The organism is Variovorax paradoxus, from assembly GCF_902712855.1.
Lineage (GTDB): Bacteria > Pseudomonadota > Gammaproteobacteria > Burkholderiales > Burkholderiaceae_C > Variovorax > Variovorax paradoxus_Q.
Map to the genome: position 1 here is coordinate 1883357 of NZ_LR743507.1, position 15733 is coordinate 1899089.

General features: G+C 68.1%; 14 protein-coding genes. 9 read left to right on the forward strand and 5 right to left on the reverse strand.

The features are described 5' to 3' along the window. Positions 1-27: 27 nt before the first annotated feature. Positions 28-849 (forward strand): alpha/beta fold hydrolase, encoded by an 822-nt coding sequence (locus AACL56_RS08375; protein WP_339089361.1) that lies wholly within the window; start codon positions 28-30, stop codon positions 847-849. A 113-nt stretch (positions 850-962) separates the two neighbouring features. Then, positions 963-2213, forward strand: a complete 1251-nt coding sequence (locus AACL56_RS08380) for a Zn-dependent hydrolase (protein WP_339089362.1) — start codon at positions 963-965, stop codon at positions 2211-2213. On the opposite strand, the gene AACL56_RS08385 is transcribed toward AACL56_RS08380, so the two are convergent. Next, on the reverse strand, positions 2191-3156 hold the full coding sequence (locus AACL56_RS08385) for a LysR family transcriptional regulator (RefSeq protein ID WP_339089363.1): 966 nt from the start codon (positions 3154-3156) through the stop codon (positions 2191-2193). The genes AACL56_RS08380 and AACL56_RS08385 overlap by 23 nt on opposite strands. Positions 3157-3329: 173 nt before the next feature. Here AACL56_RS08385 and pyrB point away from each other — a divergent pair, with 173 nt between their 5' ends. Then, positions 3330-4283 carry an aspartate carbamoyltransferase gene (pyrB, locus tag AACL56_RS08390; protein ID WP_339089364.1) on the forward strand — a complete coding sequence of 318 codons (954 nt, stop codon included), beginning with the start codon at positions 3330-3332 and terminating at the stop codon, positions 4281-4283. Next, a complete protein-coding gene (locus AACL56_RS08395; protein WP_339089365.1) occupies positions 4277-5035 on the forward strand; it encodes a sulfite exporter TauE/SafE family protein in 759 nt (252 codons plus the stop codon). The genes pyrB and AACL56_RS08395 overlap by 7 nt, the downstream gene beginning before the upstream one ends. A 10-nt stretch (positions 5036-5045) precedes the next feature. On the opposite strand, the gene AACL56_RS08400 is transcribed toward AACL56_RS08395, so the two are convergent. Continuing rightward, complete coding sequence (locus AACL56_RS08400; protein ID WP_339089366.1) at positions 5046-6647, reverse strand: phospholipase D family protein; 1602 nt, start codon at positions 6645-6647, stop codon at positions 5046-5048. 266 nt (positions 6648-6913) lie between these two features. On the opposite strand from AACL56_RS08400, the gene AACL56_RS08405 reads away from it, so the two are divergent. From AACL56_RS08405 to AACL56_RS08415, 3 genes are all read left to right on the forward strand, one after another. Beyond that, entirely contained in the window at positions 6914-8116 is a 1203-nt protein-coding gene (locus tag AACL56_RS08405; protein WP_339089367.1) for a PepSY-associated TM helix domain-containing protein, read from the forward strand. Continuing rightward, on the forward strand, positions 8113-8313 hold the full coding sequence (locus AACL56_RS08410) for a hypothetical protein (RefSeq protein WP_339089368.1): 201 nt from the start codon (positions 8113-8115) through the stop codon (positions 8311-8313). Before AACL56_RS08405 ends, AACL56_RS08410 begins: the two co-directional genes overlap by 4 nt. A gap of 62 nt (positions 8314-8375) precedes the next feature. After that, positions 8376-10514 (forward strand): TonB-dependent receptor, encoded by a 2139-nt coding sequence (locus AACL56_RS08415; protein WP_339089369.1) that lies wholly within the window; start codon positions 8376-8378, stop codon positions 10512-10514. Between the two features lie 168 nt (positions 10515-10682). On the opposite strand, the gene AACL56_RS08420 is transcribed toward AACL56_RS08415, so the two are convergent. Genes AACL56_RS08420 through AACL56_RS08430 form a run of 3 tightly spaced genes read right to left on the reverse strand, consistent with a single transcriptional unit; the run spans position 10683 to position 13458 of the window. Further along, on the reverse strand, positions 10683-11555 hold the full coding sequence (locus AACL56_RS08420) for an ABC transporter permease (RefSeq protein WP_339089370.1): 873 nt from the start codon (positions 11553-11555) through the stop codon (positions 10683-10685). Between the two features lie 50 nt (positions 11556-11605). Next, positions 11606-12424 carry an ABC transporter ATP-binding protein gene (locus AACL56_RS08425; RefSeq protein ID WP_339089371.1) on the reverse strand — a complete coding sequence of 273 codons (819 nt, stop codon included), beginning with the start codon at positions 12422-12424 and terminating at the stop codon, positions 11606-11608. Positions 12425-12429: 5 nt separating this feature from the next. Next, positions 12430-13458: an ABC transporter substrate-binding protein gene (locus AACL56_RS08430; protein WP_339089372.1), complete on the reverse strand. Its 1029-nt coding sequence runs from the start codon at positions 13456-13458 to the stop codon at positions 12430-12432. A 161-nt stretch (positions 13459-13619) separates the two neighbouring features. Between AACL56_RS08430 and AACL56_RS08435 the strand changes: the two genes are divergently transcribed. Both AACL56_RS08435 and AACL56_RS08440 read left to right on the forward strand, forming a co-directional pair. Then, on the forward strand, positions 13620-14294 hold the full coding sequence (locus tag AACL56_RS08435; protein WP_339089373.1) for a response regulator transcription factor: 675 nt from the start codon (positions 13620-13622) through the stop codon (positions 14292-14294). A 14-nt stretch (positions 14295-14308) separates the two neighbouring features. After that, entirely contained in the window at positions 14309-15733 is a 1425-nt protein-coding gene (locus AACL56_RS08440) for a sensor histidine kinase (RefSeq protein ID WP_339089374.1), read from the forward strand.

Consider the following 15733-nt stretch of genomic DNA (forward strand, 5'->3'; position numbering starts at 1 on the left):
AGGGGCTCCAACCACCAAGGAGTCTTCATGAGCAGCATCACCACGGCAGACGGCACCCGGATCTACTACAAGGACTGGGGCACGGGCCAGCCGATCGTCTTCAGCCACGGCTGGCCGCTGTCGTCCGACGCGTTCGAGGACCAGATGTTCTTCCTGGCCTCGAGCGGTTTCCGCTGCATCGCGCACGACCGTCGCGGCCATGGCCGTTCGAGCCAGCCCTGGCAGGGCAACGACATGGACACCTACGCCGACGACCTTGCCGAACTGGTGAAGCAGCTCGACCTGAAGGACGCCATCCACGTCGGCCATTCGACCGGCGGCGGCGAGGTGGCGCGCTACATCGGGCGCCACGGCAGCTCGCGCGTGGCAAAGGCGGTGCTGATCGGCGCGGTGCCGCCGCTCATGCTGAAGACGCCCGCCAACCCGGGCGGCCTGCCGCTGGAAACCTTTGACCGGATCCGCGCCGGCGTGCTGGCCGACCGCTCGCAGTTCTGGAAGGACCTGAGCATGCCGTTCTACGGCTACAACCGGCCGGACGCGAAGATCTCGGAAGGCGTGCGCGAATCGTTCTGGCTGCAGGGCATGGCGGCGGGCATGCCGGCGTCGTACTTCTGCGTGAAGGCGTTCTCGGAAACCGACCTCACCGAAGACCTGAAGAAGTTCGACGTGCCCACGCTGATCCTGCACGGCGACGACGACCAGATCGTGCCGATCGCCGATTCGGCCTGGCTGTCGGCCGAACTCGTGAAGGACGCCACGCTCAAGGTCTACAAGGGCGCGCCCCACGGCATGTGCACCACGCGCAAGGACGAGGTGAACGCCGACCTGCTGGCGTTCGCGAAGGACTGAGCGCAGGCGCCGGGCACCGGCGCCGCAACGGCGCGCATCCCCAAGAACCTTTTATGGCTCGCATCACGCGTTCCCGCTTCATCGGCGGCGCGACACGCACCAAGATACGGGGGATGCGCACTCCCATTTCCATCCAGGCGGACCGCCTCTGGCAACGCCTCGAAACCCTCTCTTCCTTCACCCGCACCGACGTCCCCTGGACGCGCCGAGCCTTCTCCGACGACTTCGACCGGGCCCGGCTCTGGCTGCGCGGCGAGTTCGAGCAGGCCGGCCTGGCCGTTCGCACCGACGCGGCCGGCAACCTCACCGGCCGCCGCGAAGGCACCGGGCCCGGGCTGGCGCCGCTGGTCACCGGCTCCCACTGCGACACCGTGGTGGGCGGCGGGCGCTTCGACGGCATCCTGGGCGTGCTCGCGGGGCTCGAGGTGGCGCAGTCGCTGCACGAAAGCGGCGTGGTGCTGCGCCATCCGCTCGAAGTGATCGACTTCCTCTCCGAGGAGCCCAGCGACTACGGCATCTCCTGCGTGGGCAGCCGTGGCTTTGCCGGCACCCTCAACGACGCGATGCTGGCCTCGTGCAACGAGCGCGGCGAAAGCCTGGCGCAGGCGATGCGGCGCATCGGTGCGCGTCCCGAAGCGCTCGCCGACGCGGTGCGCGGACCCGGCGGCATTGCCGGCTTCGTGGAGCTGCACATCGAGCAGGGCCCGGTGCTGGAGCGGGAGGGGCTGCCGATCGGCGTGGTCACCGACATCGTCGGCATCCGCCGCGTGGCGCTCACCGTGACGGGCCAGCCCGACCATGCCGGCACCACGCCCATGGACATCCGCCGCGACGCGCTCGTGGGCGCCGCCCGGCTGATCGACGCGGCACACCGCGAAGCCGGCGCGATGGACGGCCGGCCGCACTACGTGGTGGCCACCATCGGCCGCATCGCGATGAGCCCCAACGTGCCCAACGCCGTGCCCGGCCGGGTCGACATGGTGCTCGAGGTGCGCAGCAATGCGCAGGCGGTGCTCGACGATTTCCCGGAGCGCCTGCTCGCCCTGTGCGCCGACGACTTCGTGCGGCTGCGGGTGAGCTGCAGCATGGCGCCGCTGACGCAGACACCGCCCGTCAAGTGCTCGGGCGAGGTGATGCAGGCCGTCGCGCAGGCCGCGGACTGCCTGGCGCTGGCGCACAGGTCGCTGCCCAGCGGCGCGGGGCACGATGCGATGCACGTCGCAGCTTCGGGGCCGATGGGGATGATCTTCATCCCGTGCCTCGACGGGCGAAGCCACTGCCCGGAAGAATGGGCGAGCAAGGAGCAGGTGGCCGCCGGCACCCGCGTGCTGGCCGAAACGCTCAGGCTGCTGGACGCCCGCTAGGCGCGTCGCCGGCCGCGGCGGCCGCTTCCGTTTCCTTGCCGGCCGCGACGACCGCATCGATCACCTGCCGCAGGCCTTTGCTCACCGGCTTGTCGTTGCGCGTGACCAGCGCGAGCGTGCGGTGCAGCGGCGGCTCGAGCGGGCGCAGGTCGAGCTCGGCGCTGTGGCCGCGCCCCGTGACCGCCATCTTCGGCAGGATCGCCACGCCCAGCCCGGCCGCCACCATCGCCTTGATGGCTTCGACGCTGTCGAACTCCATCACCGGCGGCGAGGCTCGCCCGCAGCGCCGCATCCAGTCGTCGGCAATGTCCCGCGCGCTGGCCCCGGCAGCGAACTTGACGAGCGGCAGCGCGCCCAGTTCGTGCGCCGTGACCTCGGCCGGCCATCGCCTGCTGCCGCGCTGGCAGAGGGCGACGAAGTCGTCGCGCAGGATCGGCGTCACCGCCAATGCACGCGACGCCACCGGCAAGGTCACCAGTGCGGCGTCGAGCGTGTTGTCTTCCACGCGCCGGATCAGGCGTCCGGTGTTGTCCGTGCTCACGATGATGTTCAGCAGCGGATGGCGTGCGCGCAGGTCGCGCAGCACCGGCGGCAGCAGGTAGAGGCAGCCGGTGCCTCCGGTGCCCAGCCGCACGCGGCCCGCCACGCCGGCCGAGTGGAAGGTGGCGGCGTTGATCGCGTTGGCGAGTGCCGCCTCGACCTGGGGCAGTTCCGCCATCAGGTCCGCGCCCGCCGGCGTCGGGCCGATCCGCCGACCTACGCGCTCGATGAGGCGCACGCCGAGACGTCGCTCGAGCTGCTTCACCTGCACGCTCACCGCCGGTTGCGTCAATCCGAGCCGCTCGGCCGCGGCGGAAAAGCCACCCGATTCGAGCACAAGTGCAAAAGTGCGCAATTGTTCGAAATTAATGGTTGAAGCCAAATTGTTTTTTATGGAATGCATAACGGGGTGCGGCTTCTTTTATGCACGGAGGAATACAAAAATGAGGCAGGGAGGAAAGGCGGGCAAATGCAATTCAAATGAATTGCGAGCAAACGTCAATTTATATTGACAACTGGCATGTCTGATTCCCTGTGGCAATTTTTCAAATGAATTCAAGCAAAAGGGAGCATGACATGCCGGATCTGATTTCCATCGAGGATCTTTCGAGGCGCGAGATCGAGGACATTTTCTCCAGCGCCGACCACATACAGCGCTCGCCCGACGACTTCCGCAGGGCACTGGGCGGCAAGGTCGTGTGCACGCTGTTCTTCGAGTCCAGCACGCGCACGCGTTGGAGCTTCGAGGCCGCTGCGCACCGGCTGGGCGCACGGGTGCTGAGCGTTGCCGACATGCGCAGCACGCGGCTGCACCTCGGCGAGAGCCTGCTCGACACCACGCGCATGGCCGGCTTCTACTGCGATGCCGTGGTGGCGCGGCATGCGAGCGACGATGTCATGCGCCGGATCAAGGAGACGATCCGCGTGCCGCTGATCAGCGCCGGCGAAGGCCGCACGCACCATCCGACGCAGACCCTGATCGACCTCTATACGCTGCGCGACCATTTCGGCTCCGTCGACGGGCTCCAGATCGGCATTGCCGGCGGTATTCGCCATTCGCGCGCCGCCAGATCGCTGATTGCCGGGTTGCGCAAGTTCGAAGGCGTCAGGCTGCACGTGGTCGATGCGTCGCACGACGCCGACGAAGGCCAGGAATTCCCGCCGGAGATGGGCGATTTGCACGGCGTGGCGCCGATTGAATATTCGTCGATGAAGAAAATGATCGGCCAGGTCGACATGGTCTACGTGGTGCGCGTGCAACCCGAGAGATTCGCCGACCCGGCGGCGCATGCGCGCCAATTGGAGAAAAGCCGGCTGCACCGCGAGCTCCTTTCGCGCGGGTCGGCCGGGCTCATCGTCATGCATTGCCTGCCGCGCACCGAGGAGCTCGACCCCGACGTCGACGAGACCCCGCAGAACAAATATTTCCTGCAGGCCCGACACGCGGTCGCCGTGCGAAGCGCCACGCTGCTGCGCTGCATGGGCGGCCGGCTGGCCGGCGGGACCGTCATCGGGCGCCGGTCATGCTGAGCACGCTCATCCTTCCGGCCCTCGGCCTGTTCATGGGCGTGGCGGCCGTGACCATCGGCGGCGGGGCCACGGCCGGCGTTCCGCTGTTGCTGCTCATGGGGCACGCCGGCGCGCAGAGCATCGCCACGGTCAAGTTCGCGCTGCTCGGTTCGTTCCTGACCGGGTCGCTGGCGAACAGGGGCAGCAGCACCGAGCCCGCGGGGCAGTTGCCGTGGATCACCTGGCCGCTGGCCGTGGCGGGCTCGGTGCTGGGGTCGCTGCTGGTGGTCGGCGTCGCCGACCGCGTGCTCAAGATCGCGGTGGCGCTGCTGATGGTCGCGATCCTCTGGATCACTCACCGCACCGACTTCTCTCGGCACCAGCGCAGTGCGCAGTCAGGGCTGCCGCCTGCGTGGGTCGGGGTGGCGGTGATCTTCGGGCTGTGCGTGTACTCGGGCTTCTTCGGCGCCGGCTTCGGCACTTTCCTGATCCTGGCGCTGATGCGCTGCCGCGGGATGGCGTTCCGCGAAAGCGCGGGTGCGATGACGCGCATCAACCTGCTGACGGTCGGAGCGTCGGTGCTCACCTTCATCTCCAGCGGCGCGGTCGACTTCCGCCTGGGCATTCCTCTGTTCATCGGCTGCGCGGTGGGCGGCCTGCTGGGCGCCTGGGTGGCTCGGGCGGCCGACCCGAAGCGCATGAAGACGGCGTTTCAGGCCTTCACGCTCGTCTTGGGCGCCAAGCTGCTATGGGAAGCGTCCGTGTCGAGCTGACGACGCAAGGCTACAGCTGGTCGGTCGGCACGAACCAGGAGAACAGCAGCAGCTGCAGGCGCGTCAGCATGCTCGAGTCGGGTTCGCTGTCGAGCACCTCGTTGTCGACGTCGCCCGTGCCGATCCATTCCACGTTCTTGCCGTCGGGCTTCAGGGTGACGCGGTACACGCCCTCGATGTCGTCGAGCTGGTAGGCGAAGAGCAGCGCCTGCGTCAGGTCGAAGCTGCGCACGCGAACGCCGAACTCGGTGTTCAGCAGGGCCGAGCGCGGGTCGAGGTTCATGGAGCCGAGCAGCACCCACTGCCGGTCGACCAGCGCCAGCTTGGCGTGCAACCGGCCTCGTGCCTTCTTGAGCAGGTCGCGGAACTGGCCGCTGCGCCGCAGCTGCTGCGTGCTCACCTCGTACAGGTTGACGCCCAGCTTGAGCATGTCCACGCGGTAGCGGTTGTAGTTGATGTTGACCAGCGGCTCGTCGCTGTCGGCCAGCGAGTTGGTGATCACGGTGATGTTCACGCCTTGCTCGCGCCCCATGCGGATGCGCTCCATGCCCTCGTCGCCCGGAATGAAGTAGGGCGAGATCACCACCACGTTCGAGCGCGCGGTGCCCAGCATCTCGTGGAAGCGATGCGCCAGCGTCTGGGTCGGACGCGACATGACGCCCAACGCCTTGTTCGGACTGTCCGCGGTGGCGTTCGCCTCGGCGCGCATCCATTTGAGCTCGTCGATGCCGGCCAGCTGGGCGCCCAGGGGTAGGTCGCCCAGCACGTCGGTGATGGGCAGCGGGCCGGGCGGAGGCGCTTGCGCAGGGGACGTGGCCTCCTCGAAAGAGGCCTGCAGCTCGGCGGCCGTGCGGCTGGTGCCGGCCACCCGCTGCAGGGGCCAGACCACGTCGCTGTTCCAGTAGGTGTCGAAGATGTCGGCGGCCTCGGGCACCACGGGGCCGGCCAGCAACAGTTCGAAGTCGATGAAGTTCGCGTTCTCGGCGCGCAGGAAGTACTCGTCGGCCAGGTTGCGGCCACCCGCGATCATCATCGCGCCGTCGGCCACGAACAGCTTGTTGTGCATGCGGTGGTTGAGCCGCCGGAAGTCGGAGAAGAACTCGAGCCAGCGTCCCGACGAATGGTCGCGCAGGTTCACGAAGGGGTTGAACAGCCGCACCTCGGCGTTCGGCTCCGAGGCCAGGCCGAGCAGCAGGTTGTCCATGCCCGCGGTGTAGAAGTCGTCGAGCAGCAGCCGGACGCGCACGCCGCGCCGCGCGGCATTGCGCATCTCGCGCAGCAGCAGGCGGCCGGTCTTGTCGTTGCCGAGCTGGTAGGTCTGGATGTCGAGCGACGACCTGGCGCGGCGCATCAGTTCCAGCCGGGCGTCCAGCGCGTAGGAGGCTTCGATCAGCGGCCGCATGCTCGACAGCCCGTCGGGCGGGGAATTGAGGCTCAGGGCAGCGCGGCCGAGTTCGGTGGATGCGGAGGCCGGAATCGCGAGTTCCGGCTTTTCGGGCGTACGCGGGGGAAGGCCGGCGCAGGCGCTCAGCGCCAGTGCCGCCGCAAGGGTCATCAGGCGCAGAGCCGGGCCGCGCAGCACGGGAAACAGAAGGGCAACGAGCTTGAACATGAGGCCGCCAACGCACGGGGCGTGCGGGCGGCATGGTAGCCGTTCCGCCTCGAAACGAAGACGCAATTTCACAACGCAACGTCCTTCGAAGGCGTTGGGGATTGAAGGAGGCGGCGACCGGTCGCCACTAAAATGAGAATTGTTCTTGATTGTGTCGTGGGGCGGCATGGAGATGACCAGGGGCGCGGTGGAATTCAAGGCCGTGCCGTCATCAGTGATCGCCCACCGCTTTCTGACTTTTCTTCCCCGCAAAACAACCGCATGGCATGAACACCCGAAAAATCAAGACCTGGGCCTGGGTGCACAAGTGGAGCAGCCTCGTTTGCACGGTATTCATGCTGCTGTTGTGCATCACGGGCCTGCCGCTCATCTTCCACCACGAGATCGGCCACCTGCTGGGCACCGAGGTCGAGGCGCCGAAGATGCCGGCGGGCACGCCGCACATCAGTCTCGACCGCGTGCTCGACATCGCGAAGGCGCAGCACCCCGACCGCGTGGTGCAGTTCGCCTCGCAGCCCGAGGACGACGACGGCCTGTGGTTCGTCACGCTCACGCCCACGCCTGCGCCCACGGACGACTTCAAGTCGGTCGCGGTCGATTCGCGCACCGGGCAGATCCTGGCGCAGCCCAAGTTCGACGAGGGCTTCATGTATGTCATGTTCAAGCTGCACGTCGACCTGTTCGCAGGCCTGCCGGGCAAGCTGTTCCTCGGCTTCATGGGCCTGCTGCTGCTGGTGGCCGTGGTGTCGGGCGTGGTGCTGTATTCGCCGTTCATGCGCAAGCTCGACTTCGGCACGGTGCGCCGAGAAAAGCGCCCGCGCCTGAAGTGGCTCGACCTGCACAACCTGCTGGGCATCGTCACGCTGGTGTGGGTGTTCGTGGTGGGCGCCACCGGCATGATCAACACCTGGGCCGACCTGCTCATCAAGTACTGGCAGTACGACCAGCTCAGCGCGCTCCTCACGCCCTACAAGAACGAGCCGGTCGTGGCCGTCAGCGAGCGCGGCTCGGTGCAGCGCTCGATGGAGGCGGCGCTGCAGCACTCGCCGGGCATGAAGCTGTCGTTCATCGCGTTCCCCGGCACCTCGTTCTCGAGCCCGCACCACACCACCTTCTTCGTGCGCGGCAGCGAGCCGTTCACCTCGAAGCTCTTCCAGCCGGTGCTGGTCGACGCCAAGACGACGGAGGTCACGGCATCGCCGAAGCTGCCGTGGTATCTCACGGCGCTGCTGGTGTCGCAGCCGCTGCACTTCGGCGACTACGGCGGCATGCCCATGCAGATCATCTGGGCGCTGCTCGACATCGCGACCATCATCGTGCTGGGCAGCGGCCTGTACCTGTGGCTGAAACGGGGCAACACGGTGCCCGCGGCCAGCAAGGTGAAGCCGAAGCCCGCCGCGCATGAGCCGGCCGAGATTTCCGGCAGCCCGCAACCCGAGCCGGCACCGGCCATGAAAGTACAGGCATGAAGGATCAGCACCATCCACACCAGGGCTTCTGGCGCATGTGGGGATGGCCGATCGTCCTGGGCCTGCTGACCACCTTCGGGCTGATCTCGGCGCTCTTCAGCGACGGTGGTCTGGGCGACATCCTGGCGTGGATCACGCTCGGTATCCCGGTCGTCGTGTGCGTCTGGTTCGGCTGGCGGAAGGCCCCCGCCCGCTAGTTTTCCCTGAGCGTCGCGCCATCGCGACACGAACAGCACCGCACCGACGCAGAATCGGCGCGATGAACCTCGCTCCCGTGACCGCCGCCTGCCTGTTGGCGCTGGGCCTGCCGCTGGGCGCGCAAGCCCAGACGGCGCCCCAGGCCGATCCCGACGCCGGCAGCCCGCGCCTGCGCGAGGTCACCGTCTCGACGCCGCGCGGCGATGTCACGCCCTTCAACGTGCCGGGCTCGGTCGACCGCGTCGACGGCAACGAGATGCGCGACAGCCGGCTGCAGGTCAACCTGTCCGAAGGCCTCGGCGCGGTGCCGGGCCTGCAGGTGCAGAACCGGCTCAACTACGCGCAGGACCTGCAGCTCTCGGTGCGCGGCTTCGGCGCGCGCTCGACCTTCGGCGTGCGCGGCGTGCGGCTGTATGTCGACGGCATCCCGGCCACCCTGCCCGACGGGCAGGGACAGACCTCCAACATCGACATCGGCTCCCTCGACCGCGTGGAGGTCCTGCGCGGACCGTTCTCCGCGCTGTACGGCAACTCGTCGGGCGGCGTGCTGCAGGCCTTCACCGCCTCGGGCGAGGGGCGACCCCGGCTGTCGTATTCGCTGGCGGGCGGCAGCTTCGGCACCTGGCGGCAGTCGCTGCAATTGAGCGGGGCGCAGGGCGCCGTCGACTACCTGCTCGGCGCGAGCCGCTTCCGCACCGACGGCTGGCGCGAGCACAGCGCCGCGCGGCGGGACATCGCCAACGGCAAGCTGGGCATCGCGCTGGACAACGGCGACAGGTTGACGCTCGTCATGAACAGCGTGCGCATCGACGCGCAGGACCCGCTGGGCCTCACCGCCGACCAGCTCGCGCTGGCCCCGCGGCTTGCGCCGCTGGCCACGCAGTACGACACGCGCAAGACCGTCGAGCAGACGCAGGCCGGGTTGCTCTACGAAAGGCGCATCGACGCGGAGCAGGGGCTGCGCCTGATGGTCTACGGCGGCGAGCGCAAGACCACGCAGTACCAGTCGATCCCGCCGTCGGCGCAGCAGAACCCGCTGCACGCGGGCGGCGTGATCGACCTGTCGAGGCAGTACGGCGGCATCGACGTCCGCTGGAATGCGTCGCTCACGCTGGCCGACCGGCCCTTCGACGTGGTGGCGGGCCTGGGCTACGACAGCCTGCGCGAAAAGCGCAAGGGCTACGAGAACTACGTCGGTGCCGTCTCCAACCCGGTGTTCGGCGTGCAGGGCCGGCTGCGGCGCAACGAGCTCAACGAAGTGTGGAACCTCGACCCCTACGCGCAAGCCACGTGGCGCTTCGCCGACCGCTGGACGCTGGAGGCCGGCGTGCGCCGCAGCAGCGTGCACTTCGACTCGCAGGACCGCTACATCGTCGGCACCAACCGCGACGACAGCGGCAGCGCGCGCTACGGCAGGACCTTGCCCGTGGCCTCGCTGCGCTACCAGGCCACGCCCGACCTGTCGCTGTACGGTTCCATCGGCCGCGGCTTCGAGACGCCCACGCTCAACGAGCTCTCGTACCGTGCGAACGGCGCGAGCGGCCTGAACTTTGCGCTTCGGCCCTCGGTGAACGACAGCGCCGAGGTCGGCGCCAAGGCCCGGCTGGCGGGCGGCCTGCTGACGGCGGCACTGTTCCAGACCCGCACGCGCGACGAGATCGTGACGGCCACCAACGTCGGCGGCCGGGCCACGTTCCAGAACGCGGGACGCACGAAGCGCAACGGCTTCGAACTGGGCTGGCAGCACGAGACGGCCGATCATTGGCGCACCCAGCTGGCCTACACCTGGCTCGATGCCACGTACCGCGACGCGTTCTGTTCGCCGTCGCCATGCGCCACAGGCAACGCAGTGGCCGCAGGCAATCGCATTCCCGGCATCGCGCGGCAGTCGTTGTTCGCATCCGTGGGCTGGGTGCCGCCCGAAGGTTTCCGTGCGGGGGTGGAGATGCGCGCGCTGGGCCGCATCCAGGCCAACGACGTCAACACGGCCGCGGCCGCCGGCTATGCCGTCGCTGCGGTGTATGCCGGCTATGTGAAGAAGTGGGAGCGCTGGGAGTTCAACGCCTTCGCGCGAATCGACAACCTGTTCGACCGGCGCTACGTGGGGTCGGTGATCGTCAATGAAGGCAATGGCCGCTACTACGAGCCTGCGGCAGGACGGAACTGGACTTTGGGGTTGAGCGGCGCCTATCGGTTCTGACCTGCACCGGTTCGTGTGTCGCAGCCATCCGTGATTGCGATCACATCGACGGGTACCTCGCACCTTGGACGCGTAATCGGCGGCCTGGGTACCCACCCCGAACAACGGCAACCCAAAAGAAACGGCGGGAACATCCCGCCGTTTTTCATCGCATTGCCAACGCCGCCGTCAGAACGCAGCAGGCCGCCACTTGAGCAGGCGCTTCTCGAGCGAACTGAGCAGGAAATCGGCAGCCAGCGCCACCACGGCCAGCACGATCATCGCCGCGAACACGCCGCTCGCGTTGAACGCGCCCTGCGCCGTCGAGATCAGCAGGCCGATGCCTTCCTTGGCGCCGAGGAACTCGCCCACCACCGCACCGACCAGCGCGAAGCCGAAGCTCACGTGCAGGCTCGCCAGGATCCACGACATGGCCGAGGGAATGACCACCGACATCGTCACCTGCCGCGGCGAGGCGCCGAGGATCTGTGCGTTCGCGATCATGTACTTGTCGGCTTCGCGCACACCCTGGAAGGCGTTGCCGAAGACCACGAAGAACACCATCACCACCGCCAGCGCCACCTTCGAGGCCATGCCCAGGCCGAGCGCGATCACGAAGATCGAGCCGAGCACCACGCGCGGGATCGAGTTGGCGATCTGGATGTAGAGGCTGAACACGTCCGACAGCAGCTTGTTGCGGCCCAGCACGATGCCGCACAGCACGCCGGCGATCGAGCCGATGAGGAAGCCGATGACGGTTTCTTCCAGCGTCACCGCGACCTGCATCCACAGCGAGCCTTGCGAGGTGCCGTCGCGCATCCATTCCACGAGCTGGTCGTAGATCATCGAAGGCATCGAATAGAAGAACGGGTCGATCCACTTCAGCCGCGCCGCGATCTCCCAGCCGCCGAGCGCCACCACCAGCACCACCAGGCGCAGCGCGATGATCATGCGGCGACGGCCGCGGATGGCCGCCTGCGCGACTTCGGATTCGCGCGCCAGCGCGGCGTCGCTGAGCGACGAGGGCAGCACGGCCGCCGAGGGAGTGGTGGAGGGCGTCATGGTCTTCGTCGTTGCTGTGGGTGTCGCTGTGGTCGTCGTTGCAGCGGCGTTCATTGGATGACCACCTCTTCGCGCAGGTCGTCCCAGATGTGCTTCGAGAGCTCGATGAACTGCCTGTCGTAGCGCACCTGCGACATCACGCGCGGGCGCGGCAGGTCGATCTCGTACACGCGCTTGAGCGTGGCCGGGCGCGCCGAGAGCACGAACACGCGGTCGGCCAGCGCAATGGCCTCTTCCAGGTCGTGCGTGACGAACACCACGCTGCCGCCGTTGCCCGACCACAGCTGCAGCAGCTCGTCCTGCATGAGCGTGCGCGTCTGCATGTCGAGCGCGGAGAAGGGCTCGTCCATCAGCAGGATCTCGGGGTTGTTGATGAAGGTCTGCGCCAGCGCCACGCGCTTGCGCATGCCGCCCGAGAGCTGATGCGGGTAGTGCTTGCCGAACTTGGACAGGCCCACGCGGTGGATCCATTCCTGCGCAAGCTCCATCGCTTCCTTCTTCGGCTTGCCGCGGAAGACCGGGCCGGCGGCCACGTTGTCTTCCACGCTGCGCCACGGAAACACCGCATCCGCCTGGAACACGAAGCCGATGCGCGGGTCCACGCCCGTCACGGGCTGGCCCATCACCCGCACGTCGCCCACGGTGGGCTTGAGCAGGCCGGTGATCATGTTCAGCGTGGTCGACTTGCCGCAGCCCGTGGGCCCGACGATGGCGACGAACTCGCCGCGCGCCACCGACATGCTGAAGTTGCGCAGCGCCACGGTGGCGTTGCCGTCCTGCGAAATGAATCGCAGCGACACGTCGTTGAAGTCGATGGCCGAGGTCACCGCGCTGCTGCCGCCGCCGGCGGGAGGAGTTCCGTTGCGCATGGAGGTCACTTCGCCGCGACGGACGCGCTCGCCAGGTAGGCGTTGCTGTAGGTCTTCGACAGGTCGATGTTCTTGCTCTTCACCAGGGGCTTGTAGGTGGCAAGCACCTTCAGCACGGTCTCGGGGCCGCCTGCGGGCATCTTCGCGTCGGCGGTGAACATCGGCAGCGACGCCTTCAGGGCCGTCACGTACAGCTCCTTGTCGTTGCCGTAGTAGTCGCGCGGCACCTTCTCGGCGATGTCTTCCGCGCTGTGCGTATGGATGTATTCCATGGTGCGAGCGAACGCATGCGCCAGCTTGGAGGCCTCGGCCTTGTGCGACTCGGCCCAGGCGTTCTGCACGTACAGGCTCGCGGCGGGGTAGAGGCCGCCAAGGGCCTTCACCGTGTCGGCCTCGGTGCGCAGGTCGACCAGCACTTTGGCGTCGCCGGTCTTGATCATCTGCGACACGGTGGGCTCGGTGGTCATGCCGGCCTGGATGCGGTCCTGCTTCATGGCCGCGATGAAAGTGTTGCCGGCGCCCACGGGCAGCAGCGAATAGTCCTTCGAGGCCACGCCGGCGCGGTCGGCCAGGTAGCGCGTGAGGAAGTCGGTGGACGAGCCGAGGCCCGTCACGCCCAGGGTCTTGCCGCCCTTGGCGTCGGCCATGCTCTTGAAGCCGGCCGCGGCGGCCTTGGTGCTGACCAGCTCGACCTCGCCCGGCACCTTGCAGAAGACGGCGATCGCCTGGATCTCCTTGCCCTTGCTCTGCAGGTCGATGGTGTGGTCGTAGAAGCCCACCACGCCCTGCACGGCACCCGCGATCAGCTGGTTCTCGGCGTCCACGCCCGCGGGCTGCGACTGCAGTTCGACGTTCAGGCCCTCGTCCTTGAAGTAGCCCAGCGCCTCGGTGAGTTTGGCCGGCAGGTAGATGATCTTGTTGATGCCGCCCACCATGATGGTGATGGGTGCGTCGGCGGCCTGCGCGAGCGGGGCGGTGGCGGCGAAGGCGGTGCAGAGCGCTGCGGCGATCAGGGTGCGGCGGGTGGCGGACATGGTGAGCGGTGTCTCCGGTTGAGGTTGTTCGACCGGGTCAGTCTAGGAATCTGCATCCTTCGGGCAGCTTTCACCGGACCGCGCGATTCCTCATGGTTATCCCTAGGCCGGCGCATAGACCGGCATGCTTCCTAGAATCCACGGCCACCCAGGCCCCGCCCATGAAGCTGCTGCTTATCGAAGACAACCCGCAACTCGCGCACTGGCTCTCCAGCCTGCTGCGCGAACAGGATTTCGTGGTCGACCACGTCGCCGACGGCGAGGCCGCCGACCTCCTGCTGGCGCAGGCGGCCTACGACGTGGTGCTGCTCGACCTGAACATTCCGGGCCTGCCCGGCAAGGCCGTGCTGCGCCGGCTGCGCGAGCGCGGCGACACGGTGCCGGTGATCATCCTCACGGCCACCGCGTCGCTCGACCAGAAGGTGCTGTGCCTGGAGATCGGCGCCGACGACTACCTGGTGAAGCCCTTCGAGATCCGCGAACTGGTGGCGCGCATCAAGGTGCTGGTGCGCCGGCAGATGCCGGGCAAGGCCAACGACATCGCCTGCGGCGACCTGCGCTACGACCTGCGCACGCGCCAGTTCACGCTGACAGGCGAAGAATTGGCGCTGCCGCCGCGCGAGCGCACGCTGCTGGAGACGCTGGTGCTGAAGGCGGGCAGCACCGTCTCGAAGCAGGCGCTGATCGATGCGATCTTCGGACTCGACGACGAGCCCAGCGCGGACGCGGTGGACATCTACATCCACCGGCTGCGCAAGAAGCTGGAGCAGAGCCAGGCCACGATCATCACGCTGCGCGGCGTGGGCTATCTGCTGCGCACGCGCCAGGAAGACTGAGAGAAGGCCGCCGGATGAAGCGCGCCAGCCTCCGCCTGCGCCTCGCGCTGTGGCTGCTGCTGCCGCTGTCGGTGTTCGTCGCCATCTGCGGCTACCTCGCCTGGCGCAACGCGGCCGAGGTGGCCGACTACGTGCAGGACCACGACCTGCTTTCGTCCGCCAAGGTGCTGTCGGACCGGCTCATCTGGGAAGGCGACGACGTACAGGCCAGCGTGCCGCCCTCGGCCCTGAGCCTGTTCGTGTCGCCCGAGCGCGACCGCGTGTTCCTCAGCGTGACCGGCGCCAACGGCGAGCTGCTGGCCGGCTCGCCCGACTTTCCGCTGCCCGCCGTGCGCAAGCCCGAAGGCGTGGACCGCGCCCAGTGGTACGACACGCACTTCTCCGGCCTGCCGCTGCGCGCCGTGGTCACGACGCGTGCGATGTACGAGGCCGGGGGCGCGCGCGACATCACCATCGCCGTCGGCAAGACCGAGGGCAGCCGCAACCACATGCTGCGCATGCTGTGGTGGCCGTCGATGGAATACCTGCTGATCGCGCTGGTGCTAGCCATCGCACTGGCCGTGGCCGCGCTGACGCTGGAACTGCGCCCCATCGTGCGGCTCAGCCAGCAGCTCGCACAGCGCGACCCGCTGCACCTCGACCTGGTGGTGGACCCGGCCGCGCTGCACAGCGAACTGCGGCCGGTGGCCGACACCATCAACCGCTTCGTGGGCCAGCTGAAGGCGCACTCCGAGGCGCAGCGGCGCTTCATTGCCGACGCGGCCCACCAGCTGCGCACGCCGCTCGCGATGCAGGCCACGCAGATCGAGTTCGCGCGCTACACGCGCCAGCACCGCGGCGAATGGGATACGCGCCGCGCCGACATGGACGCGATGTGGCTCGCGATGCAGACCAGCAACCGCCGTCTCGTCGACGTGACGAACAAGCTGCTGCTGCTGGCGCAGGCCGAGCACGGCGATGCGCACACCCGGCTGGAGCGGGTCGACCTCGCGGCCGTGGCGCTGCGCTGCGTCGAGCAGCTGGCAGCGCTGGCGGACCGCCGCCGCATCGACCTCGGGCTCGAGGCGCCCGATGCCGCTCTCGTGCTGGCGCAGCCCGCGCTGCTCGATGCGCTGGCCGGCAACCTGCTCGACAACGCGCTGCGCTACACGCACGAAGGCGGCCGCGTGACCGTCGGTGTGAGGACGGCAGAGGATGGGGCGGTGGAACTGACGGTGGAAGACAACGGCCCGGGCATTGCGCCCGAGGTGCGCGAACGTGTGTTCGAGCGCTTCTACCGCGTGGCCCAGGACACGGAGGGAACCGGTCTGGGCCTGGCCATCGTGCGCGAGATCGCGCGGGCCTTCGATGCGAACGTGGACCTGGCAGCCAACCCGCACGAGCCGAGCGGGCTGCTGGTCAGCGTTCGCTTTCCGCCGGTGCAGGCACCGGCGGCATAG